Genomic DNA, 23,256 nt, shown 5'->3' on the forward strand with positions numbered 1-23,256 from the left:
GCCCGTGCCAGAGGGGGTGGGCGGCGGCGCGGCCGACCGGGCTGAGCTGGGGGAACGTGCCGGCGGGGAAAAGTGTCGTACCTCGGGGCTAGAGTTGCCGGGGCGCCTTTCCTGTGCGCAGACAACCGCTCAGACCAGCCTCAGAGCGGACATTTCCTCCTCATCTTCTTCACCCGGGAGTACACGGACAGTGGCCGACCGACTGATCATCCGTGGCGCGCGCGAGCACAACCTGCGTGACGTCAGTCTCGACCTGCCCCGGGATGCCCTGATCGTCTTCACCGGGCTCTCCGGGTCGGGCAAGTCGAGCCTGGCCTTCGACACGATCTTCGCCGAGGGGCAGCGCCGCTACGTCGAGTCGCTGTCGTCGTACGCGCGGCAGTTCCTCGGCCAGATGGACAAGCCGGACGTCGACTTCATCGAGGGCCTCAGCCCGGCCGTCTCCATCGACCAGAAGTCCACCTCGCGCAACCCGCGCTCGACGGTGGGCACCATCACGGAGGTCTACGACTACCTCCGGCTGCTGTTCGCCCGCATCGGCGAGCCGCACTGCCCGGTCTGCGGCGAGCGGATCTCCCGGCAGACGCCGCAGCAGATCGTCGACCGGGTCCTCGCCATGGCCGAGGGCACCCGGTTCATGGTGCTCGCGCCGGTGGTGCGCGGCCGCAAGGGCGAGTACGTCGACCTTTTCGCCGAGCTCCAGGCCAAGGGTTACGCCCGGGCCCGGGTCGACGGCGTGGTGCACCCGCTCACCGAGCCGCCGAAGCTAAAGAAGCAGGAGAAGCACACCATCGAGGTGGTGATCGACCGGCTCACCGTCAAGCCGAGCGCCAAGCAGCGGCTGACCGACTCGGTCGAGGCCGCCCTGGGCCTCTCCAACGGCCTCGTGCTGCTCGACTTCGTCGACCTGGCCGAGGGCGACCCGGAGCGCGAGCGGCGCTACTCCGAGCACCTGGCCTGCCCCAACGACCACCCGCTCGCCATCGAGGACCTGGAGCCCCGGGTCTTCTCCTTCAACGCGCCCTACGGGGCGTGCCCGGAGTGCACGGGCATCGGCACCAAGAAGGAGGTCGACCCCGAGCTGGTCGTCCCCGACCCCGAGCGCAGCCTGCGCGAGGGCGCCATCCAGCCCTGGTCGACCGGGCACAACCTGGAATACTTCCTCCGCCTGCTGGAGGCCCTCGGCGAGGCCGAGCACTTCGACGTCGACACTCCGTGGCGGGCCCTGCCGTCCCGGGCGCAGAAGACGATCCTGCACGGCTCCGACGACCAGGTGCACGTGCGCTACCGCAACAAGTTCGGCCGCGAGCGCTCCTACTACACCGGCTTCGAGGGCGTGGTGCAGTGGATCGAGCGCCGGCACACCGACACCGAGTCGGAGTGGTCGCGGGAGAAGTACGAGGGCTACATGCGGGACGTGCCGTGCGCGGCCTGCGGCGGCGCCCGGCTCAAGCCCGAGGTGCTCGCGGTGACCCTGGCCGGCAAGAGCATCGCCGAGGTCTGCAACCTGTCGGTCGGCGAGGCCGCCGACCTGCTCGCCGGCATCGAGCTGACCGACCGGCAGAAGATGATCGCCGAGCGGGTGCTCAAGGAGATCAACGCCCGGCTGAAGTTCCTGCTCGACGTCGGCCTGGACTACCTCTCCCTGGACCGCCCGGCCGGCACCCTCTCCGGTGGTGAGGCGCAGCGCATCCGGTTGGCCACCCAGATCGGCTCCGGCCTGGTCGGGGTGCTCTACGTGCTCGACGAGCCGTCGATCGGGCTGCACCAGCGGGACAACCACCGGCTCATCGAGACCCTGGTCCGGCTGCGCGGCCTGGGCAACACGCTGATCGTGGTCGAGCACGACGAGGACACCATCCGCACCGCCGACTGGATCGTCGACATCGGCCCGGGCGCCGGCGAGCACGGCGGCAAGATCGTGCACAGCGGCTCGGTGCCGGCGCTGCTGGAGAACCCGGAGTCGGTGACCGGGGCGTACCTGTCCGGCCGCCGGTCCATCCCGACGCCGCAGCAGCGCCGCCCGCAGACCCCCGGCCGGGAGTTGGTCGTGCACGGCGCGCGCGAGCACAACCTGCGCAACCTGACCGTGTCGTTCCCGCTGGGTCAGCTCATCGCGGTCACCGGGGTCAGCGGCTCCGGCAAGTCCACGCTGGTCAACGACATCCTCTACGCGGTGCTGGCCAACCAGATCAACGGCGCGCGGCTGGTCCCCGGCCGGCACACCCGGGTCTCCGGGCTGGAGCACGTCGACAAGGTGGTCGGCGTCGACCAGTCGCCGATCGGGCGTACCCCGCGGTCCAATCCGGCCACCTACACGGGGGTCTGGGACCACGTCCGCAAGCTCTTCGCGGAGACCACCGAGGCAAAGGTCCGGGGGTACGGTCCGGGCCGGTTCTCGTTCAACGTCAAGGGCGGCCGCTGCGAGGCGTGTTCCGGCGACGGCACCATCAAGATCGAGATGAACTTCCTGCCCGACGTGTACGTCCCGTGCGAGGTCTGCAAGGGCGCCCGCTACAACCGGGAGACCCTGGAGGTCCACTACAAGGGCAAGACCGTCTCCGACGTGCTGGAGATGCCGATCGAGGAGGCGGCGGAGTTCTTCTCCGCGATCCCGGCCATTTACCGGCACCTCAGGACGCTGGTGGACGTCGGCCTGGGCTACGTCCGGCTCGGCCAGCCCGCGCCGACGCTGTCCGGCGGCGAGGCGCAGCGGGTCAAGCTCGCCTCGGAGCTGCAGAAGCGCTCCACCGGCCGGACGGTCTACGTCCTCGACGAGCCGACCACCGGCCTGCACTTCGAGGACATCCGCAAGCTGTTGATGGTGCTGGAAGGGCTGGTCGACAAGGGCAACACGGTGATCACGATCGAGCACAACCTCGACGTGATCAAGTCGGCCGACTGGCTGATCGACATGGGCCCCGAGGGCGGTCACCGGGGCGGCACGGTGCTCGCCACGGGCACTCCCGAGGAGGTCGCCGAGGTGCCCGAGAGCCACACCGGGCAGTTCCTGCGGCAGGTGCTCAAGCTCGACGGCGAGGCCAAGGGCGCGGCGGCGGCCACCTCCCGGGCGGCCAAGGCCAACGGCGCGAAGTCCCGCGCGCGGAAGGTCCCGGCCGGGGCCCGCTGAGGCGCGCCGGCACCCGACCGGGCGGGCCGCCGGGCCCGTCCGGCCAGCCCGGTGCTCGCCGATCGGGTGAACCGTCGGGCACAGTGTTGCGTGTACCCGAGCGTGGCCGCGGATCATCACTGGGCGGCGGCAGCCGAGAGAGAGGCAAGGCATGAGTGACGAGCAGGAGCTGACCGGGCCGGCGACGCAGACCCGGCGTGCCCTTCTCACGGGCGCCGGCGCGGTCGGCGCGGCGGTGGTCCTGGCTGCCTGCGGCAGCGACGACTCCGGCGGCGGCGCGACCCCGACCAGCGGCGGCCCGGCGGTGCCCAGCAGCGGCGACGCCGGCGGCGGCGACCGCGCGGGTGCGCAGTCGTTGGCCCGCACCGCCGACATCCCGGTCGGCGGCGGCGCCGTCTACCCCGCCCAGGGCGTGGTGATCACGCAGCCGACCGCGGGTGATTTCAAGGCCTTCGACTCGATCTGCACGCACCAGGGCTGCCCGGTGACCAACGTCGACGGCGGCACCATCAACTGCACCTGCCACTTCAGCAAGTTCTCCATCGAGGACGGCTCGGTGAAGGGCGGCCCGGCCACCAAGCCCCTCCCGCCGAAGAACATCAAGGTCACGGGCGACCAGATCTCGCTGGCCTGACCGGACGCACCGCGGCCGGCGACCCCACCGGGTCGTCGGCCGTCGTCATCCCGTCGTGGCGGCCGCGTCGACCGTCGCCCGCCGGCCGGCCGGCGGGGGCTCCCGGAGGGCGGCCGGCGGCAGGAACCGCTCCAGCACCAGGACACCGGCCGCGTCGCCGGCGGGTCGTCCACCGGGCCCGGGCGGGTGGGGCGGCGCCCGCGCTCCTGGCGGGGGCTGTCGGGGGTGCGGACTAGGCTTGCTGCCGTGGCTGACCCCTCGACCTACCGTCCCGCGCCCGGCACGATCCCGGAGTCACCGGGGGTCTACCGGTTCCGCGACGGCACCGGCCGGGTGATCTACGTCGGCAAGGCGAAGAACCTGCGCAGCCGCCTCAACTCCTACTTCGCCGACCTGTGGGGCCTGCACCAGCGCACCCAGCAGATGGTCACCACCGCCGAGTCGGTCGACTGGGTCACGGTCGGCACCGAGGTCGAGGCGCTCCAGCTCGAATACACCTGGATCAAGCAGTACGATCCGCGCTTCAACGTCCGCTACCGCGACGACAAGTCGTACCCCTATCTGGCGGTCACCCTCGACGAGGAGTTCCCGCGCCTGCAGGTGATGCGGGGCGCCAAGCGCAAGGGGGTGCGCTACTTCGGGCCCTACTCGCACGCGTGGGCGATCCGCGAGACGCTCGACCTGCTGCTGCGGGTCTTCCCGGCCCGCACCTGCTCCGCCGGGGTGTTCAAGCGCGCCGGCCAGGTCGGCCGCCCCTGCCTGCTGGGCTACATCGGCAAGTGCTCGGCGCCGTGCGTCGGCAGCGTCACCCCGGAGCGGCACCGCGAGATCGTCGACGGTTTCTGCGAGTTCATGGCGGGCCGCACCGACACGATGGTCCGCAAGCTGGAACGGGAGATGACCGAGGCCAGCGAGCAGTTGGAGTTCGAGCGGGCGGCCCGGCTGCGCGACGACATCGCCGCGTTGCGCCGGGCGATGGAGAAGCAGACGGTGGTGCTCGGCGACGGCACCGACGCCGACGTGGTCGCGTTCGCCGACGACCCCCTGGAGGCGGCCGTCCAGGTGTTCCACGTCCGCGACGGCCGGGTCCGGGGCCAGCGTGGCTGGGTGGTGGAGAAGACGGAGGACCTGACCACGGGCGACCTGGTGCACCACTTCTGCACGCAGGTCTACGGCGGTGAGCAGGGCGAGGCCGACGTGCCGCGCGAGCTGCTCGTGCCGGAGTTGCCCGCCGACGCCGTCGCGCTGGCCGACTGGCTCTCCAGCCACCGGGGCAGCAGGGTGACGTTGCGGGTGCCGCAGCGCGGCGACAAGCGGTCCCTGCTGGAGACGGTCGAACGCAACGCCAAGGACGCCCTCGCGCGGCACAAGCTGCGCCGCGCCGGCGACCTGACCACCCGGAGCAAGGCCCTCGACGAGATCAGCGAGGCGCTCGACATGCGCACCTCGCCGCTGCGCATCGAGTGCTTCGACATCTCGCAGATCCAGGGCACCGACGTGGTGGCCAGCATGGTCGTCTTCGAGGACGGGCTGCCCCGCAAGAGCGAATACCGACGGTTCATCATCCGTGGCGCCACCGACGACCTCTCCGCCATGTCGGAGGTGCTGCGCCGCCGTTTCGCCCGTTATCTCGACGCCCGCGCCGAGACCGGTGAGGTGGGCGTCGAGCCGGCCGACGACCCCGACGCCCCGGCCGGGCAGGCCGGGTCCGACGAGCCGCGGGTCGGCACCCTGATCGACCCGACCACCGGCCGGCCGCGCAGGTTCGCGTACCCGCCGCAGCTGGTGGTGGTCGACGGCGGCGCGCCTCAGGTCGCGGCGGCGGCCCAGGCCCTCGCGGAGCTGGGCGTCGACGACGTGGCGCTCTGCGGCCTGGCGAAGCGGCTGGAGGAGGTCTGGCTGCCCGACGACGAGTTCCCGGTCATCCTGCCGCGCACGTCCGAGGGGCTCTACCTGCTGCAACGGGTGCGCGACGAGGCCCACCGCTTCGCCATCACCTTCCACCGGCAGCGGCGCTCGAAGCGGATGACCGAGTCGGCGCTGGACAAGGTCCCCGGCCTGGGCGAGGTGCGGCGCAAGGCGCTGCTGCGGCACTTCGGCTCACTCAAGCGGCTCTCCGCCGCCACCGTCGAGGAGATCACCGAGGTGCCCGGCGTCGGTCGGCGCACCGCCGAGGCGATCCTCGCCGCCCTCGGCGGCGGTGAGCCGTCCGCGCGGTCCTGACTGCCAGTCCAGACGCCTCTGCTCCGTGCCGTACCGGCCCTTCCGGGCGTCCACGGCAGGTAACCGGCCCTTCCGGGCCCTCGCCTTCTTCCGGACCCCCGAGCTGCCGGCGGTACGGCCGCCGGCCCACGCCCACCGAGCCGCCGCCGCGGCCCGCGGCCGGCCGCCGTGCCCGACTGCGTCAGGGTCTTGACATCCGGCAGGTTCGATATACGGTCAAGGCCGTAATGCGGCCCGTGATGGTGGGTGGGAAACCGTCGACAGCCGCGAATCTTCCTTCACGCCACCGCTCTGACGGAGGTCGACTTGCTCATATCGATGCGGAAACTGCGCCTGGCCATAGCGGCCGGTGTCCTCATGGCGTCAACGGGTAGCGGGGCTCTCGCCGCTGCGCCGGCCCAGTCGCTGACCGTGGACCCGGTCGTGCGGAACGGTGGATTCGAGGATCCTGCCTCGGCTACTGCAATTCCGGGCTGGACCCAAAGATACGGGACGGGCGGCTTCAGCGTTGTCGCATCGCCGACGCGCGGCGGGTCGCAGGCGCTTTCCATGGAGGATCCCAGCAACACCGGCCAGTTTGGCCTGCTCAGCGACCCGGTGCCGGTGATCGCTGGCCAGAAGTACGACTTCGGGGCCTGGGTGCTCGTCAAGCGGGGCATTCCGTCGATCGTCGTCTACTACTACGACGCGGCGGGGCGGCAGCTGTCCAGCAGCTCGCACCGCATCTACTACGGCGACCCGACCGCCTGGGCCTGGGAAGGGGTGACCGCGACAACCCCTGCGGGGACGGCCGCCGCCCGGATCCTGCTCTACTCGTCCACCGGCGACGTCACCAGCGTCACCTGGGACGACGTCACGTTCCGGCGCGCTGTGCCGCGGACCGAGACCTCCATCGGGCACCCTGTGGTGGCCGCCAACATCCTCGACACCGCGTACGGTGTGGGGCCCGACGGTCGCGAGGAGATATACGCCGTCACCACGGGTACGCCCGCCCGGTTCGAGGTGATCGACGTAGCGTCCGGCGATCTCAGGCACGCGGTCTCCCTGCCCGCTGGCGCACAGGGATCATGGACAGTCATCACTGGCGGCGACGGCTCGGTCTACGTCGGTGCCTACAACGACGGGGCGCTCTACCGCTGGTCGCCGTCGACCGCCAAGCTGGAGTCGCTGGGCCGGGCCACCCCGAACGCCCTCTACCTGTGGGACCTGGAGGTCGACGAGAACGGCATCGTCTGGGGTGGCACCTACCCGAAGGGTGAGGTGTTCAGCTTCAACCCCGCCACCGGTGACTTCACCAGCTACGGCAGCGTCTCGGAGGAGGCGTACGTGCGCAGCGTCGCCGTCGCCGACGGACTGGTCTACGCCGGCCTCGGCAGTTCGAAGCCGCGCATCGTCGTGCTCGATCCCGGCAACGGGACCCGGCGCACCATCGAGCTCCCCGCCGAGCACCGCGACAACGAGTTCGTCTACTTCCTCGACATCCGGGGCGACACGATGTTCGCCCGGGTCACCCCGGGCAACCACCTGCTCGCCTACGACCTGAAGCGAGGTGAGTGGGCCACCGATCTCGGGCCGACCTCGTTCGGCAGTGTGTCGGAGCCCGGGCCGCAACGGGACGTCTACTACATCGACGCGGCCGGTGAACTGCGTGCCTACAACCTCACATCCGGCCAGGTGCGAAGGACGGGCATGAAGAACCTCAGGCCGGCGCGGGACTTCGGCTGGGTGCACCTGGGCAGCGCAGACTTCCCGGGCAACACGCTCGCGTTCATGTACCAGACCGGCGAGCTGGCTCTCTACAACCCGGTGACCGGAAAGCACGACATCCGCCAGGCCGACGTGGAGACGGCACCGATCAAGATCCAGTCGATCGGCCGGGGACCCGACGGTCGGATCTACACCGGCGGTTACATGTACGAGGGTGTCTCCGCGTACGACCCGGCGACGGGGACCACCGAGCAGCTGCCGCGCGGGCACGTCGGGCAGGTCGAGGGGATGCTGGCCCACGACGGCGACCTCTACCTCGGGACGTACACCCGGGCCAACCTGTACCGGTACGACCCGACGCGGCAGTGGGACGGCGCCACCAACCCCGAGCACGTCGGCAGCCTGGAGCACCTCGAACAGGACCGGCCGTTCGCCTGGGCGTCCGTGGGCGACCGGGTGGCCTTCGGCACTGTCCCCTCCTACGGCAAGCTCGGCGGGGTTCTCGGCCTGTACGACCCGCAGACCGGGGAACTTGTCACGCACCGGGATGTCGTTCCGGGCCACAGTATCGTGTCGCTGGCCGCGGCGGGCCAGGTGCTCTTCGCCGGCACCTCCGTCCACGGTGGGCTGGGCTCCACGCCGACGGACCGGACCGCGAAGATCTTCGCCTGGGACACCACCCGCGCCGCCAAGCTGTGGGAGATCACGCTCAGCCCGGAGGTTGAGGCCGTGACCGCCCTGACCGTCGCCCCGAACGGCAACCTCTGGGCGATCGACATGGGTCGGTTGTACGAGCTGGACCCGGCCACCGGCCAGGTGCTGCGCAAGACCCAGCTCACCCCGTACCTGTGGCAGGGGGCCGCCGTCTGGGTCAGCGCGGACCTCGAGTTCGCCGAGGACGGCACCCTGTACGCGTTGAGCCGGGGCAACCTCTTCCAGGTCGATGCGACGACACTGGAGTCACGGAGGTTGGCCGCCGGGATCACCAACTACACCTTCGCCCGTGACGGGCACACGTTGTACTACACCCGTTCCGACGAGGTGTTCCGTCTCAGCCCTGAGGCAGACTCCGCCGGTTGATCCGGACTGCCGGGCCGCTCCGGCGATCAACCGCGATCGGGTCGGGAGGTTCTGCTTCCCGACCCGATCGTCGCGCCCGGCGAACCCGTCGCCGGCAGCTGCGGTCGAGTAGCCGCTGGCTCAGCCGGCCGCCGGTCACTCGGCCAGGACGGCCAGGATCTGCTCGCCGTACTTCGCCAGCTTGTTCTCGCCGACGCCGCTGACCCGGGACAGCTCCGCCAGGGAGGCCGGCGCGTCGGTGGCGATCTGCCGCAGCGTCGCGTCGTGGAAGATCACGTACGCCGGGACGCCCTGCTCCTTGGCGGTGGCCGCCCGCCACGCGCGCAGCCGCTCGAAGACCCCGGCGGCCGCCGGCGACAGGTCGGCCACGACGGTGGCCGCCCCCCGCGGCTTGGCTGCCCGGGGTGAGGCGACCCGCTCCGGCTCGCGCCGCATCATCACCGTGCGGCGGCGGCCCAGCACCTCCGCGCTGGCCTCGGTCAGGGCCAGCGTGCCGTAGTCGCCCTCGACCGCCAGCAGCCCCTCGGCCAGGAGTTGGCGCACCACGCCGCGCCACTCGGCCTCGCGCAGCTCGCCGCCGATGCCGAACACGGTCAGCGAGTCGTGGCCGTACTGGGTGACCTTGTCGGTCGTGCGGCCGAGCAGGATGTCGACGCAGTGCCCCGCGCCGAAGCGCTGGTTGCGTTCCCGGTCGAGCCGGAACACCGTGGAGAGCAGCTTCTGCGCCGCGACCGTGCCGTCCCACGACTCCGGCGGGTCGAGGCAGGTGTCGCAGTTGCCGCAGGCGGCCGTCGTCTGCTCGCCGAAGTAGTCGAGCAGTTGGGCGCGGCGGCAGCGGACCGTCTCGCAGAGCGCCAGCATCGCGTCGAGGTGGGCGGCGAGGTTGCGCCGGTGGGCGAGGTCGCCCTCCGAGGTCTCGATCATCTTGCGCTGCTGCACCACGTCCTGCAGCCCGTACGCCAGCCAGGCGGTCGACGGCAGCCCGTCCCGCCCGGCGCGGCCGGTCTCCTGGTAGTAGCCCTCGACGGACTTGGGCAGGTCGAGGTGGGCGACGAAGCGGACGTCGGGCTTGTCGATGCCCATGCCGAAGGCGATGGTCGCCACCATCACCAGGCCGTCCTCGCGCAGGAACCGCTGCTGGTTCCGCGCGCGGGTCGCCGCGTCCAGGCCGGCGTGGTAGGGCAGCGCGGCGATGCCGTTGGCGGTGAGGAACTCCGCCGTCTTGTCCACGGAGGCGCGGGACAGGCAGTAGACGATGCCGGCGTCGCCGGGGTGTTCGTCGCGCAGCAGGCCCAGCAGCTGCTTGCGGGGCTCGCGCTTGGGCACGATCCGGTACTGGATGTTGGGCCGGTCGAAGCTGGCCACGAAGTGCCGGGCGTCGGTGAGCTTCAGCCGGGTGGCGATCTCGGCGCGGGTCGCGCTGGTCGCGGTGGCCGTGAGCGCGATCCGGGGCACGTCCGGCCAGCGTTCGTGCAGCATCGACAGGGCGAGGTAGTCGGGGCGGAAGTCGTGCCCCCACTGCGACACGCAGTGCGCCTCGTCGATGGCGAACAGGCCGATCCGGCCCCGGTCGAGCAGCTGCTGCACCGGGCGGGTGCCCAGCGCCTCCGGGGCGAGGTAGAGCAGGTCCAGCTCGCCGCCGACGAACGCCCGCTCCACCGCGCGGCGGGCGTCGAGGTCCTGCGTCGAGTTGAGGAAGCCGGCCCGCACGCCGACCGCGGTCAGCGCGTCGACCTGGTCCTGCATCAGCGCGATCAGCGGCGAGACCACCACCGCCACGCCGTCACGCACCAGCGCCGGGATCTGGTAGCACAGTGACTTGCCGCCACCGGTCGGCATCAGCACCAACGCGTCGCCGCCGGCCACCACGTGGTCGATCACTTCCTGCTGGAAGCCGCGGAAGGCGTCGTAGCCGAACACCCGGCGCAGCGTCTCCAGGGCGTCGGACGTGCGCAGGTCGGTGGGGGAAGCCATCCGGGGATTCTACGAACCGCCCCCGACACCCGGCCGGCCCGAGCAGCCCCGGCGCGCCGGCCGCGCCCGGACGGCCGGACACCGGCGGCTCCCCACCGCCCGCCGGGCGGGGCGGCCGGGCCGGACGCCGACGGAGGTGCGGCAGCCCGTCGGGCCACGCCGCCCGCGGGCGTACGACGGTGGGCCGGCAGCGGCGGGATAGAGTCGCAGATTGACCACGCGGCCGGGGGTCCCGGCCGCGGCGCCACGGCTGGGGGGTAGTGGGTGAGCGAGGCGCGTACGGCCGAGGATCGGGGCGCGACGGTGACGGGGCAGCCGGCCCCGGCGGAGCCGGACACCACCCTGGTGGTGGTCACCGGCCTCTCCGGCGGCGGTCGCAGCACGGTCGCCCGGGCGCTGGAGAACGTCGGCTTCTACGTGGTGGACAACCTGCCCCAGGCGCTCATGCTCGACATGGCGGAGCTGGCGTTCAAGGCCGGCGGGGCGGCCCGGCGCACCGCGATGGTGCTGGACGTGCGCTCGCGCGCCTTCTCCACCGACCTGGCGGGGGCGATCCGGGAGCTGAAGGAGCGCGGCTTCTCGCCCCGGGTGGTGTTCGTCGACGCCGACGACGAGGTGCTGATCCGGCGGTTCGAGAGCGTCCGCCGGTCGCACCCGTTGCAGGGCGACGGGCGGCTCGCCGACGGCATCGCGGTCGAGCGCGGCCTGCTGGAGGAGGCCCGCGACCAGGCCGACGTGATCATCGACACCAGCCACCTGAACGTCAACCAGCTCCGCCGCCGCATCGAGGAGCTGTTCGGCGGCGAGGACGCCCGCCGGCTGCGGGTCACCGTGCTCTCCTTCGGCTTCAAGTACGGCCTGCCGCCGGACGCCGATTTCGTGCTCGACGCCCGTTTCCTGCCCAACCCGTACTGGGTGCCCGAGCTGCGCGAGCACACCGGCCGGGAGGAGGCGGTCAGCTCGTACGTGCTGGGGCAGGAGGGCGCGGACGCCTTCGTCGCCTCGTACGCCGATCTGGTCAACGCCACCACCGCCGGCTTCGAGCGGGAGGGCAAGCGCTACCTGACCGTCGCGGTCGGCTGCACCGGCGGCAAGCACCGCAGCGTGGCCATCGCCGAGGAGTTGGCGGCCCGGCTGCGCCAGTCCGGCCTGGCCGCCAACGCCCAGCACCGCGACCTGGGGCGCGAGTGACGGCGACGCGGGTGGTCGCCTTCGGCGGCGGGCACGGCCTGTCCGTCTCGCTGCGCGCGTTGCGCCGCTGCGCCCCCGAGCTGGACCTGGACATCACGGCGGTGGTCACCGTCGGCGACGACGGCGGCTCCAGCGGCCGGCTGCGCGCCGAGCGGGGCGGCCTGCCCCCGGGCGACCTGCGGCAGGCGCTGGTGGCGCTGGCGGGGGACCACCCCGCCACGCGGCGCAGCGCCGGCCTGTTCCAGCACCGCTTCGCCGAGGTGCCGCCGCCGGGGTCCGGGGACCCGGCCCCTGGGCGGGGCGACGGGCTGGCCGGGCACGCGGTGGGCAACCTCGTGCTCTGCGGGCTGATGGAGCTGCTCGGCGACCCGGTGGCCGCCCTGGAGCACGCCGGTGCGATGCTCGGCGCGGTGGGCCGGGTGCTGCCGATGTCCTGCGAGCCGGTGGGCATCGAGGCGCGGGTGCGCGGCGCCGACCCGGGCCGGCCGGACGAGGTGCGTACGGTCACCGGCCAGCACCAGGTCGCGGTGACCACCGGCCGGGTGGAGTCGCTGCGGCTGACCCCGGTCGCCCCGCGGGCCTGCCCGCAGGCGGTCGCCGCGATCGGCGCGGCGGACTGGCTGATCTTCGGGCCCGGCAGCTGGTACACGAGCGTGCTGCCGCACCTGCTGGTGCCGGAGTTGGCCGCCGCCGTCGTCGCCAGCCCCGCGCGGCGGTTGGTGACGCTGAACCTCGCGTCGGAGAAGGAGACGCTCGGGCTCTCCCTGGCCGACCACCTGGCGGCGTTGCGCTGGTACCTGCCGGAGCTGAAGGTCGACCATGTGGTCGCCGATTCCAAGGCGGCGGGTGACCCCGAACCGGTCGAACGTGCGGCAGAATCGCTGGGTGCCCGCCTGGTCCTCGCTCCCGTCGCGGTCACCGACGGCACTCCCCGTCATGATCCGGCCGCCCTGGGCGCCGCACTGGTGCCTGTCCTGGGCGCCGATCGTTAGACACGTACGTAATCTCCGGCGACACGCCGGAACAGGTCCGTGAGGGGACGCACAATGGCGATGACGGCTGCGGTCAAGGACGAGCTGAGTCGGGTCGACGTGCCCAAGCCCTGCTGCCGGCGGGCGGAGATGGCGGCGCTGCTGCGCTTCGCCGGCGGGCTGCACATCGTCTCCGGTCGGGTGGTGGTGGAGGCCGAACTCGACACCGGGGCGGTGGCCCGGCGGCTGCGGCGGGAGATCGCCGAGGTCTACGGCTACCCCAGCGAGATCCACGTGCTGGCCTCCGGCGGCCTGCGCAAGGGCAGCCACTTCATCGTGCGGGTGGTCAAGGACGGCGAGGCCCTCGCGCGGCAGACGGGGCTGCTCGACGTGCGGGGCCGCCCGGTGCGGGGCCTGCCGCCGCACGTCGTCGCCGCGAACGTGTGCTGCGCGGTGTCGGCCTGGCGGGGCGCGTTCATGGCGCACGGCTCGCTGACCGAGCCCGGCCGCTCCAGCGCGCTGGAGATCACCTGCCCCGGCCCCGAGTCGGCGCTGGCCCTGGTCGGCGCGGCCCGCCGGATCGGCATCACCGCCAAGAACCGCGAGGTGCGCGGGGTGGACCGGGTGGTGGTCAAGGACGGCGACGCGATCGCCGCGCTGCTCACCCGCATCGGCGCGCACTCCAGCGTGCTGGCCTGGGAGGAGCGCCGGGTCCGCCGCGAGGTCCGGGCCACCGCGAACCGGCTGGCCAACTTCGACGACGCCAACCTGCGCCGCTCGGCGCGCGCCGCGGTGGCCGCCGCCGCCCGGGTCACCCGGGCGCTGGAGATCCTCGCCGACGACGCCCCGAACCACCTGACCTCGGCCGGTCAGCTGCGCCTGGAGCACCGGCAGGCGTCGCTGGAGGAGCTGGGCGCGCTGGCCGACCCCCCGCTGACCAAGGACGCCATCGCCGGCCGGATCCGCCGGCTGTTGGCGCTGGCGGACAAGCGGGCCCGGGACCTGGGCATCCCGGATACGGAAGCGGCCGTCACGCCCGACATGCTCGTGGTCTGATAGGACGGTGAGGGTCGGCGGCGCCAGTGGGATCACCACCCGGCGCTGCACGGCGTCGCACGCTCGGATAGGGTCGCTGCGTACGGCAAGGGGGCCGGCACAGGCACTCCTCGCCGTGCACACCGCCTCGGGCGGTCAGGTCCTTCGAGACCGCGGCGGGGTGGCCGAGATGAACCGTCAACGGCCGGCTCCAACGGTCGGCGCACACACCTCCGCCGGACCGGGTCTGACGCCGGCGGACCAGAACGCGAGGAGATGGGACCTGTGACCATCCGGGTTGGCATCAACGGCTTCGGCCGGATCGGCCGCAACTTCTTCCGGGCAGTGCTGGCGTCCGGCGCTGACGTCGAGGTCGTGGCGGTCAACGACCTGACCGACAACGCGACGCTTGCCCACCTGCTCAAGTACGACAGCATCCTGGGTCGTCTCCCGCACGAGGTGAAGGCCACCGCCGACGAGATCACCGTGGGCGGCAAGACCATCAAGGCGTACGCCGAGAAGGACCCGGCGAAGCTGCCGTGGGGCGAGGTCGGCGCGGACGTGGTCATCGAGTCCACCGGCTTCTTCACCGACGCCACCAAGGCCAAGGCGCACATCGACGGCGGGGCCAAGAAGGTCATCATCTCCGCGCCGGCGAAGAACGAGGACGTCACGGTCGTCATGGGCGTGAACCACGACCAGTACGACCCGGCCAAGCACACCATCATCTCCAACGCCTCGTGCACCACCAACTGCCTCGCCCCGATGGCGAAGGTCCTGCACGACACGTTCGGCATCCAGCAGGGCCTGATGACGACGATCCACGCGTACACGCAGGACCAGAACCTCCAGGACGCGCCGCACAAGGACCTGCGCCGTGCCCGCGCCGCCGCGCTGAACATCGTGCCGACCTCGACCGGCGCGGCGAAGGCGATCGGCCTGGTGCTGCCGGAGCTGAAGGGCAAGCTGGACGGCTACGCGCTGCGGGTGCCGATCCCGACCGGCTCGACCACCGACCTCACGGTCAACGTCAACCGGGAGACCACGGTGGACGAGGTCAACGCCGCGCTGAAGGCCGCCGCCGAGGGCCCGCTCAAGGGCATCCTGGTCTACAACGAGGACCCGATCGTCTCCGCCGACATCGTCACCGACCCGGCGTCGTGCATCTTCGACGCGCCGCTGACCAAGGTCGTCGGCAACCAGGTCAAGGTCGTCGGCTGGTACGACAACGAGTGGGGCTACTCCAACCGCCTGGTCGACCTGGTCAAGCTGGTGGGTCAGTCGCTGTGAGCATCCGTACCCTCGACGACCTGCTCGCCGAGGGGGTGTCGGGTCGGCGCGTGCTGGTGCGCGCCGACCTGAACGTCCCGCTCGACAAGCAGACCGGTGACATCACGGACGACGGCCGTATCCGGGCCGTCCTGCCGACGCTGGGCGCGCTTGTCGAGGCCGGCGCGAAGGTGGTCGTCTGCTCGCACCTGGGCCGCCCGAAGGGCGCTCCTGACCCGCAGTTCAGCCTTCGTCCGGTCGCCGGGCGGCTCGGCGAGCTGCTCGGGTCGCGGGTGCACTTCGCCACCGACACCGTCGGAGAGTCCGCCCGCGCCGCCGTGGAGGCGCTGGCCGACGGCGAGGTGGCGCTGCTGGAGAACCTGCGCTTCAACAAGGGCGAGACCAGCAAGGACGACGCCGAGCGGGGCGCGTTCGCCGACCAGCTCGCCGCCCTCGGCGACGCGTACGTCGACGACGCGTTCGGCGCCGTGCACCGCAAGCACGCCAGCGTCCACGACGTGCCGGCGCGGCTGCCGCACGTCGCCGGCCGGCTGGTGCTGCGCGAGGTGGAGGTCCTCTCGAAGCTCACGGGCGAGCCGGAGCGGCCGTACGTGGTGGTGCTCGGCGGCTCGAAGGTCTCCGACAAGCTCGCCGTGATCGAGGCGCTGCTGCCGACGGTCGACCGGTTGCTCATCGGCGGCGGGATGTGCTTCACCTTCCTGAAGGCGCAGGGCCACGAGGTGGGCTCCTCGCTGCTGGAGGAGGAGATGGTGGAGACCTGCCGCAACCTGCTGGAGCGCTCCGGGAACAAGATCCTGCTCCCGGTCGACGTGGTGGCCGCGGACGCGTTCGCCCCGGACGCCGCGCACGACACCGTGCCGGCCGACGGCATTCCCAGCAAGCGGGTGGGTCTCGACATCGGGCCGGAGACGGTCGCCGGGTTCGCCGCCGCCCTCAAGGGCGCGCGGACGATCTTCTGGAACGGCCCGATGGGCGTGTTCGAGATGCCGGCGTTCGCCCACGGCACGCGCGGGGTCGCCGAGGCGATCGCGAAGGCCAACGCGTTCACTGTGGTCGGTGGCGGTGACTCGGCGGCGGCGGTCCGCGCGCTGGGGCTGGACGAGGCCGCTTTCGGGCACATCTCCACCGGCGGTGGCGCCTCCTTGGAATACCTGGAGGGCAAGACCCTCCCCGGCATCGCAGCTCTGGAGAACTGATGGCGAGCGCCACCCGCCGGCCCCTGATGGCCGGCAACTGGAAGATGAACCTCAACCACCTCGAGGCCAACCTGCTGGTGCAGAAGCTGGCGGCCAGCCTGACCGAGAAGCAGCTCACCGACGTGGAGACGGTGGTCCTGCCGCCGTTCACCGACCTGCGTACCGTGCAGACCGCCGTCGACGGCGACAAGCTGCTGCTCGGCTACGGCGCGCAGGACCTGTCGCCGCACGCGTCGGGGGCCTACACCGGCGACATCTCCGGCCCGATGCTGGCCAAGCTCGGCTGCACGTACGTGGTGGTCGGGCACTCGGAGCGGCGCGCCTACCACCACGAGGACGACGCGATCGTCAACGCCAAGGTGCAGGCGGCGCTGACCCACGGGCTCACCCCGATCCTCTGCGTGGGGGAGGGGCTCGACGTCCGGGACCGGGGCACCCACGTGGCGCACTGCAGCGACCAGCTCGACGGCGCCCTGAAGGGGCTGACCGCCGAGCAGGTGGCGAAGGTCGTGGTGGCGTACGAGCCGGTCTGGGCGATCGGCACGGGCAAGACGGCGACCCCGGAGGACGCGCAGGAGGTGTGCGAGGCGGTCCGCCAGCGGCTGGCCGAGTCCTTCGGCCAGGACACCGCCGACCAGGTCCGGGTCCTCTACGGCGGCTCCGTCAAGTCCTCCAACGTCGCGGCGATCATGGCAAAGCCGGACGTCGACGGGGCGCTGGTGGGCGGCGCGAGCCTGGACGCCGAGGAGTTCGCGAAGATCTGCCGGTTCCCGGAGCACATCGCCCGCTGATCGCTCGCTATCCTTGACTCCGCCCGTCCGTCGGTCGGTGCCACCGTGCCCGATCTGCCCGGGCGAGGATCGTAACGAGAGGACTGACCCCAGCCATGCCGATCTGGTTCGCATACACGTTGATCGTGTTGCTGGTCATCACGAGCATCCTGCTGACCATGCTGATCCTGCTGCACCGTGGTAAGGGCGGCGGGTTGTCGAGCATGTTCGGTGGCGGCGTCAGCTCCAGCCTCGCCGGGTCGTCGGTGGCGGAGAAGAACCTCGACCGCTACACCGTCCTGGTGGGCATCGTCTGGTTCGCCTGCATCGTCGGGCTCGGGCTCTGGCTGCGCCTCCAAACGGCCAGCGGCGCCGTCTGAGCGCCGTCGAGTCGTACAATCTGCGCGCGGTCCGTCACTGACGGGCCGCGCGCAGTCCGTTTCACCCGCTGCACCGCGTCGCCCGCCGCCCCCTCCGCGGCGGTACCCCTCCCGACGACAGGAGCGAGCAGCCGTGCCGAGTGGCAACCTCATCCGGGGCACCCGCATCGGAACCGCCCCCGAACGCCGCGCCGAGCGCTACCAGCCGGTCCCGTGCCGGGCGGTCACCTACTGGTGCCGCAACGACCACCACACCGAGATCCGCATCGCCGCCGACGCCGAGGTACCGGAGGTGTGGGACTGCCCGCGGTGCGGCCTCCCCGCCGGGCGGGACGCGCAGAACCCGCCGGGCCGGGCCCGGCCGGAGCCCTACAAGACCCACCTGGCGTACGTGAAGGAGCGGCGCAGCGCCGAGGAGGGGGAGGCCATCCTGGCCGAGGCCCTCGCCGACCTGCGCCGCCGCCGTACCGCCGCGCAGTGAGGAAGGGCCCTCGTCGACAGGGCCCCTTCCGCACCCGCGTCAGCGCAGGCTGCGCAGGCGGGCCGGCACGTCGGCCGCCGCCGCCCGGTCCAGCAGCCAGAGCGTCCGACCCGTGCCCTGCACGCCGGCCGCCGGCAGTTGCACCGGCCCCGCCCCGGCCAGCGCCATGCCGACCGCCCGGGACTTGTCGGCGCCGCTGGCCACCAACCAGACCTCCTCGGCGGTGTTGATCGCCGGGAGGGTCAGGGTGGTCCGCACCGGCGGGGGCTTCGGGCTGCCGCGGACGGCGCTGACCGGCCGGGTGTCGTGGTGCACCGGGTGCTCCGGGAACACCGACGCCACGTGCCCGTCCTCGCCGACGCCCAGCATCAGCACGTCGAAGTGGGGGAGCGCGGCGTGGCCGGGACGCGCCGCCCGGGCCAGCTCCTCGGCGTAGCGGGCGGCCGCCTCCTCCGGATCGGGCCCGGCTGGACCGTCGGAGGCGGGCATCGGGTGGACCCGGGCCGGGTCCAGCGGCACCACGTCCAGCAGGGCCGCCCGGGCCTGCGTCTCGTTGCGCTCCGGGTCGCCGGCGGGCAGGAACCGCTCGTCGCCCCACCAGACGTCCACCCGGGACCAGTCCACGGCGTCGCGGGCCGGCAGCGCCGCCACCGCCCGGTGCACCGCCGCGGCTATCCGCCCGCCGGTCAGCACCACCGACGCCTGGCCCCGCTCGGCCTGCGCGTCGAGCAGCTTGACCACCAGCCGGGCGGCCACCGCCTGGGCCAGCAGGTCGGCGTCGGCGTGGACGGCGACACTCGCCTCACTCATCTGATGTGCCTTCGTTTCTCCGGCCGCCGCGCGGTCGGTGTTCCTCGTGCGCCCGGCAGTCGGGCGCTCAGTGCTGGGCGCTCGTTCCCGCGTGCGCGGTCACTCCCGCCTCGGCCCGCTGCGCGGTGGCCGGGTCCTTCCAGACGTGCACCCGCTGCGCCGGGCGCTGGTCCAGGCCGGTCAGGCCGGCCGTGGTGCCCAGCGCCTCCGCGTAGACCTGGTCGGCGTCGAGCCGGCGCAACTCCTCGGCCAGCTCGTCGCCGAGCGGCCGGCGGACGAGCGGCAGGTGCCGGTCCTCCTGGCCGGTACGCCGGAACGTCGCCGCGCTGTCCTCCCGGGTCAGCGTCAGCTCGTCGCCGTTGGCGCAGCGCAGCTGCACCTCCCGCATGCGGGGGAACTCGTCGGTGCGCTGCCACACCGGGTCGATGCCGAGCCGGGCGGCCAGCCAGCCCCGCATCAGCGCGGCGGTGGGGTCGGAGGCCGGGGCGACCACGGTCGCCTCGGTCACCCGCGCCTGGGTGGTGTCGAACGCCCCGGCCACCAGCGTGCGCCACGGGGTGATCCGGGTCCACGCCAGGTCGGTGTCGCCCGGCGCGTAGTCCCGGGCCCGCTGGCGCAGCGCCTCGACCGGGTCGGCGGCCTGCGCGGCGTCGGTGATCCGCCGGTCGGCCACGACGCCGAGGAAGTCGGTGGCGATCTCGGCCGGCGGCTCGCCGTGCCACCACGTCACCACCGGCACGTCCGGCACCAGCAGCGGCATCACCACCGACTCGGCGTGCAGGGCGAGCCGCCCGTACATCCGGGTGACCACCGCCTCGCAGGGGCCGAGCCGACCGCCGACGACGATCTCCGCGTCGAGGCGGTTGCGCTCCCGCTCGACGTCGGAGCGGACGACCACCACCAGCCGGCAGGGGTGGGCGGCGGCCGCTATCGTGGCCGCCGCCTCCGCCTCGCGGACCCGCTTCTCGTCCACCACCACGATCAGGGTGAGCGCCATGCCGCTGGCCACCCCGCCGGCACTGCGCCGTTCGGCGGCGAGCGCCTTGACCACCTCGTTGCCGGTGGTGTCCCACAGGCCGATCACTGGAGCCTCCTGGTTGACTCGCTGGGCTTGCTCACGCTCTGCGCCAGGCCCGGCCCTCGCGGGCCAGCATCTCGTCGGCGGCGCGGGGCCCCCACTCACCGGCCCGGTACGGCTCCGGCTTCGTGCCCGCCCACGCGTGCTCCAGCGGGTCCACCACCTGCCAGCTCTGCTCGACCTCGGCGGCGTCCGGGAAGAGGGTGCGGTCACCGATGAGCACGTCCAGCACCAGCCGCTCGTACGCCTCGGGGCTGGACTCGGTGAACGCCTCGCCGTACTGGAAGTCCATCGCGATGTCGCGGACCTCCATCGTGGTGCCGGGCACCTTCGAGCCGAACTTGAGCACCACGCCCTCGTCGGGCTGCACCCGGATGACGAGCTGGTTGTTTCCCAGCGACTCCATGTCGGCGGCGTTGAACGGCAGGTGCGGCGCCTTCTTGAACATGATGGCGACCTCGGTGACGCGGCGCGGCAGCCGCTTGCCGGCCCGGATGTAGAACGGCACCTCGGCCCAGCGGCGGTTCTGGATGCCGAGCCGGACCGCCACGTACGTCTCGGTGGTCGAGTCCTCCGGGACGCCCTCCTCCTCCAGGTAGCCGACCGCGCGCTGGCCGCCCACCCAGCCGGGCAGGTACTGGCCGCGGACGGTGCCCTCCGCGATGTCCTTCGGCAGGGTGATCGCCCGCAGCACCTTGAGCTTCTCGGTGCGGATCTCGTCCGCGTCGAAGCTCGTCGGCTCCTCCATCGCCACCAGCGCCAGCAGTTGGAGCAGGTGGTTCTGGAGCACGTCCCGGGCCGCGCCGGCCGAGTCGTAGAAGCCGGCGCGGGTGCCGATGCCGACGTCCTCGGCCATGGTGATCTGCACCGAGTCGACGTACTTGGAGTTCCACAGCGGCTCGAACAGGTTGTTGGCGAACCGCAGGGCGAGGATGTTCTGGACGGTCTCCTTGCCCAGGTAGTGGTCGATGCGGAAGACGTCCTTGCGGGTGAAGACGTCGTCGACCAGGTCGTTGAGCGCCTTCGCCGAGGGCAGGTCGTGCCCGAACGGCTTCTCCACCACCACCCGGCGCCAGCCGCCGGACTTGGCGTTGTCGGCCATCCCCGTGCGGGCCAGCTGCTTGAGCACCACGGGGAACGCCGCCGGGGGGATGGAGAAGTAGAAGGCGGCGTTGCCCGGGATGCCGTGCGTCTGGCGCAGCTCGTCGAGGGTGTCGGCGAGGTGGTCGAACGCGGCGTCGTCGTCGAACGAGCCGCCCACGAACTTGATGTTGCCGACCAGCCGCGCCCACACCTCCTCCCGCCAGGGGGTGCGGGCGTGCTTCTTGGCGGCCTCGTGGGCCAGCGACTCGAAGTCGCCGTCGCCCCAGTCCCGACGGGCGAAACCCAGGACGACGAAGCCCGGGGGCAGCAGCCCCCGGTTCGCCAGGTCGTACACCGCCGGAAGGAGCTTCTTGCGGGCCAGGTCGCCGGTGACGCCGAAGATCACCAGAGCGCACGGCTCCGGGATCCTCGGCAGCCGGCGGTCCTGCGGGTCGCGCAGCGGGTTCACACCGCCTCCTCGCTCCGCATCGTCCATGGTCCTCATCGTCACGCCCGCAGCGCCCCGACCGCATCGAGCAGCTGGGCCACGCCCGCGGACCGGTCGGTCAGGTGCAGCCGCACCAGGGGGCGCTCCCGCCCGGCCAGGGCCTGCCGGTCGCCGGTGGCCTGCGCCGCCTGCAACTCCCCGAAGGTGTACGGCTTGCCGGGCACCGGCAGGTCGTCGGCGACCGCGCCGGTGAGCTGGAGGTAGCTGCCGACCTGCGGGCCGCCCTTGTGGTACTGGCCGGTGGAGTGCAGGAACCGCGGCCCCCAGCCGAAGGTGACCGGCCGCCCGGAGGCCCCGGCCAGCAGCGGCCGCAGCCGGGCCGCGTCGGCGTCGGCGAACCGGTCGAGGTACGCCATCACCGCGAGGTAACCGTCGCCGCCCAGCCCGTCGACCAGCCAGCGGAGCACGCCGGCCAGGTCGCCCGGGGCGCCCTGCGGCGCGTACACCTCGATCGCGCCCGAGGTGAACGACGGCGTCTCCGCCGGCGGACCCGAGGCGAGGATCTTGTTGGTGTTGTCCTTGGACTCGGTGACGTTGGGCTGGTTGAACGGGTCGATGCCGAGCACCACACCGGCGATCGCGGTGGCGTACTCCCAGGCCAGGAACTGCGCGCCGAGCGGGCCGTTGACCGCCACGTCCGGGCCGGTGCCGCCGCCCGGGACGGCACCGGTGGCCAGCGCGCCGCCGTAGGTCACGGTGAGCACGTCGGCGCCGCCGGCGCCGGGGCTCTCCGGGGACTCCACGACGACCGGGAGGATGCCGATGCCGGACTTGCCGGTGGACTCGGCGATGAGCTGCTCCGCCCAGTCGCCGAGGCCGTCGATGCCGGTGCCGTCGGAGATCAGGGCGACCTTGTCCCGGCCCATGGTGGCCGCCGCTCCGAGGGCGGCGCCCAGGGCCAGGCCCGGGTTGTCCCGGTCGCCGCCCAGCGACCGGGACAGCGCGTCCGCCTCGTCGAGCAGTTCGGCCACCTCGACGCCGGCCAGCGCCGACGGGACCAGCCCGAACGCGGTCAGCGCCGAGTAGCGGCCGCCCACGTTCGGGTCGGCCAGCACGGTGAAGGCGCCCATCTCGGCGGCGGTGGCCTCCAGCGGCGAACCGGGGTCGGTGACGATGACGAAGTGCCGGCCGGCCTCCGCCTCGGTCATCCCGGCGTCCAGGAACGCCTGCCAGTAGGCCCGGCGGTGGCTGTCGGTCTCCACCGTCGAGCCCGACTTGCTGGACACCACGACCACGGTGCGCTCCAGCCGGTCGGCCAGCGCCGCCCGGACCTGCCCCGGGTCGGTGGTGTCGAGCACGGTCAGCTGCTTGCCGAGGGTGCGCGCGATGACCTCCGGGGCCAGCGACGAGCCGCCCATGCCGGCGAGCACCACGTGGTCCAGGTCGGCCAGCTCCGCCTTCAGCTCGGCGAGCTGGGTGAGCAGCTCGCGGCTGCGCCGGTGGGTGTCCACCCAGCCGAGGCGGATCTTCGCCTCGGCCTCGGCGTCCGGGCCCCACAGGGTCGGGTCCTTCTCCGCCAGCTTGCCGGGCACGCCGGCGCGGACCAGCGCGTCGCGGGTGGAGGCGGGGGCCGACCTGTCGACGGTGTCGGCCCCGTGCACGGCGAGCCCGGCGGCCGCCTCGACCGGCCCGGCGAGCAGGTCGCTCACGCCGCCACCCCGCTCTGCTCGGCGGCGGCGCGCGGCGCCACGCTGCCGTACCTGATGGTTCGCTCG

At 72.6% G+C, this 23,256-nt stretch carries 17 protein-coding genes; 12 read left to right on the forward strand and 5 right to left on the reverse strand.

Annotated elements, in window-relative coordinates; genetic code table 11:
- Nucleotides 1-190 precede the first annotated feature (190 nt).
- The 4 genes from uvrA (at nt 191) to ABZ793_RS14215 (ending at nt 8,774) form a co-directional block, all read left to right on the forward strand.
- Nucleotides 191-3,130 carry an excinuclease ABC subunit UvrA gene (gene uvrA, locus ABZ793_RS14200; RefSeq protein WP_357456798.1) on the forward strand — a complete coding sequence of 980 codons (2,940 nt, stop codon included), beginning with the start codon at nt 191-193 and terminating at the stop codon, nt 3,128-3,130.
- A gap of 151 nt (nt 3,131-3,281) precedes the next feature.
- Complete coding sequence (locus tag ABZ793_RS14205) at nt 3,282-3,764, forward strand: Rieske (2Fe-2S) protein (protein ID WP_357456800.1); 483 nt, start codon at nt 3,282-3,284, stop codon at nt 3,762-3,764.
- 246 nt (nt 3,765-4,010) lie between these two features.
- Entirely contained in the window at nt 4,011-5,987 is a 1,977-nt protein-coding gene (gene uvrC / locus ABZ793_RS14210) for an excinuclease ABC subunit UvrC (protein WP_357456803.1), read from the forward strand.
- A gap of 549 nt (nt 5,988-6,536) precedes the next feature.
- A complete protein-coding gene (locus ABZ793_RS14215; RefSeq protein WP_357456805.1) occupies nt 6,537-8,774 on the forward strand; it encodes a hypothetical protein in 2,238 nt (745 codons plus the stop codon).
- A gap of 135 nt (nt 8,775-8,909) precedes the next feature.
- Here ABZ793_RS14215 and recQ read toward each other — a convergent pair whose 3' ends face one another.
- The gene (gene recQ / locus ABZ793_RS14220) at nt 8,910-10,748 is read right to left on the reverse strand and encodes a DNA helicase RecQ (RefSeq protein WP_357456807.1); all 1,839 of its coding nucleotides are present in this window, start codon (nt 10,746-10,748) and stop codon (nt 8,910-8,912) included.
- A 303-nt stretch (nt 10,749-11,051) separates the two neighbouring features.
- On the opposite strand from recQ, the gene rapZ reads away from it, so the two are divergent.
- The 8 genes from rapZ (at nt 11,052) to ABZ793_RS14260 (ending at nt 18,062) form a co-directional block, all read left to right on the forward strand.
- Nucleotides 11,052-11,939, forward strand: coding sequence for an RNase adapter RapZ (rapZ, locus tag ABZ793_RS14225; protein WP_350709376.1), 888 nt, complete (start codon nt 11,052-11,054; stop codon nt 11,937-11,939).
- Complete coding sequence (gene yvcK, locus ABZ793_RS14230) at nt 11,936-12,931, forward strand: uridine diphosphate-N-acetylglucosamine-binding protein YvcK (RefSeq protein WP_357456809.1); 996 nt, start codon at nt 11,936-11,938, stop codon at nt 12,929-12,931. The genes rapZ and yvcK overlap by 4 nt, the downstream gene beginning before the upstream one ends.
- Before the next feature lie 54 nt (nt 12,932-12,985).
- Nucleotides 12,986-13,966: a DNA-binding protein WhiA gene (whiA, locus tag ABZ793_RS14235; RefSeq protein ID WP_067304387.1), complete on the forward strand. Its 981-nt coding sequence runs from the start codon at nt 12,986-12,988 to the stop codon at nt 13,964-13,966.
- 264 nt (nt 13,967-14,230) lie between these two features.
- Nucleotides 14,231-15,235 (forward strand): type I glyceraldehyde-3-phosphate dehydrogenase, encoded by a 1,005-nt coding sequence (gene gap / locus ABZ793_RS14240; protein ID WP_357456811.1) that lies wholly within the window; start codon nt 14,231-14,233, stop codon nt 15,233-15,235.
- Entirely contained in the window at nt 15,232-16,431 is a 1,200-nt protein-coding gene (locus tag ABZ793_RS14245) for a phosphoglycerate kinase (protein ID WP_357456814.1), read from the forward strand. Before gap ends, ABZ793_RS14245 begins: the two co-directional genes overlap by 4 nt.
- On the forward strand, nt 16,431-17,222 hold the full coding sequence (tpiA, locus tag ABZ793_RS14250) for a triose-phosphate isomerase (RefSeq protein WP_357456816.1): 792 nt from the start codon (nt 16,431-16,433) through the stop codon (nt 17,220-17,222). The genes ABZ793_RS14245 and tpiA overlap by 1 nt, the downstream gene beginning before the upstream one ends.
- 95 nt (nt 17,223-17,317) lie before the next feature.
- Nucleotides 17,318-17,581, forward strand: a complete 264-nt coding sequence (gene secG / locus ABZ793_RS14255) for a preprotein translocase subunit SecG (RefSeq protein WP_350709154.1) — start codon at nt 17,318-17,320, stop codon at nt 17,579-17,581.
- Between the two features lie 133 nt (nt 17,582-17,714).
- Nucleotides 17,715-18,062 carry an RNA polymerase-binding protein RbpA gene (locus tag ABZ793_RS14260; protein ID WP_357456818.1) on the forward strand — a complete coding sequence of 116 codons (348 nt, stop codon included), beginning with the start codon at nt 17,715-17,717 and terminating at the stop codon, nt 18,060-18,062.
- A 39-nt stretch (nt 18,063-18,101) separates the two neighbouring features.
- Here the strand turns inward: ABZ793_RS14260 and pgl are convergent, their stop codons facing one another.
- The 4 genes from pgl to ABZ793_RS14280 all read right to left on the reverse strand — a co-directional run bounded on the left by pgl (nt 18,102) and on the right by ABZ793_RS14280 (nt 23,190).
- Complete coding sequence (gene pgl, locus ABZ793_RS14265; protein WP_357456820.1) at nt 18,102-18,872, reverse strand: 6-phosphogluconolactonase; 771 nt, start codon at nt 18,870-18,872, stop codon at nt 18,102-18,104.
- Nucleotides 18,873-18,939: 67 nt separating this feature from the next.
- A complete protein-coding gene (locus tag ABZ793_RS14270) occupies nt 18,940-19,956 on the reverse strand; it encodes a glucose-6-phosphate dehydrogenase assembly protein OpcA (protein WP_357456822.1) in 1,017 nt (338 codons plus the stop codon).
- A 31-nt stretch (nt 19,957-19,987) separates the two neighbouring features.
- Nucleotides 19,988-21,538, reverse strand: coding sequence for a glucose-6-phosphate dehydrogenase (gene zwf / locus ABZ793_RS14275; RefSeq protein WP_357456849.1), 1,551 nt, complete (start codon nt 21,536-21,538; stop codon nt 19,988-19,990).
- 2 nt (nt 21,539-21,540) lie between these two features.
- A complete protein-coding gene (locus ABZ793_RS14280; protein ID WP_357456824.1) occupies nt 21,541-23,190 on the reverse strand; it encodes a glucose-6-phosphate isomerase in 1,650 nt (549 codons plus the stop codon).
- Nucleotides 23,191-23,256 lie beyond the last annotated feature (66 nt).

The sequence above is a fragment of the Micromonospora sp. NPDC047465 genome (assembly GCF_040643125.1).
Taxonomy (GTDB): Bacteria; Actinomycetota; Actinomycetes; order Mycobacteriales; family Micromonosporaceae; genus Micromonospora.

What these genes read in the sequence shown, in the direction of transcription:
- recQ (WP_357456807.1), bottom strand. Translation starts at nt 10,748, where the DNA reads ATGGCTTCCCCCACCGACCTGCGCACGTCCGACGCCCTGGAGACGCTG.
- secG (WP_350709154.1), top strand. Translation starts at nt 17,318, where the DNA reads ATGCCGATCTGGTTCGCATACACGTTGATCGTGTTGCTGGTCATCACG.
- ABZ793_RS14215 (WP_357456805.1), top strand. Translation starts at nt 6,537, where the DNA reads ATGGAGGATCCCAGCAACACCGGCCAGTTTGGCCTGCTCAGCGACCCG.
- zwf (WP_357456849.1), bottom strand. Translation starts at nt 21,538, where the DNA reads ATGAGGACCATGGACGATGCGGAGCGAGGAGGCGGTGTGAACCCGCTG.
- pgl (WP_357456820.1), bottom strand. Translation starts at nt 18,872, where the DNA reads ATGAGTGAGGCGAGTGTCGCCGTCCACGCCGACGCCGACCTGCTGGCC.
- whiA (WP_067304387.1), top strand. Translation starts at nt 12,986, where the DNA reads ATGGCGATGACGGCTGCGGTCAAGGACGAGCTGAGTCGGGTCGACGTG.
- ABZ793_RS14205 (WP_357456800.1), top strand. Translation starts at nt 3,282, where the DNA reads ATGAGTGACGAGCAGGAGCTGACCGGGCCGGCGACGCAGACCCGGCGT.
- tpiA (WP_357456816.1), top strand. Translation starts at nt 16,431, where the DNA reads ATGGCGAGCGCCACCCGCCGGCCCCTGATGGCCGGCAACTGGAAGATG.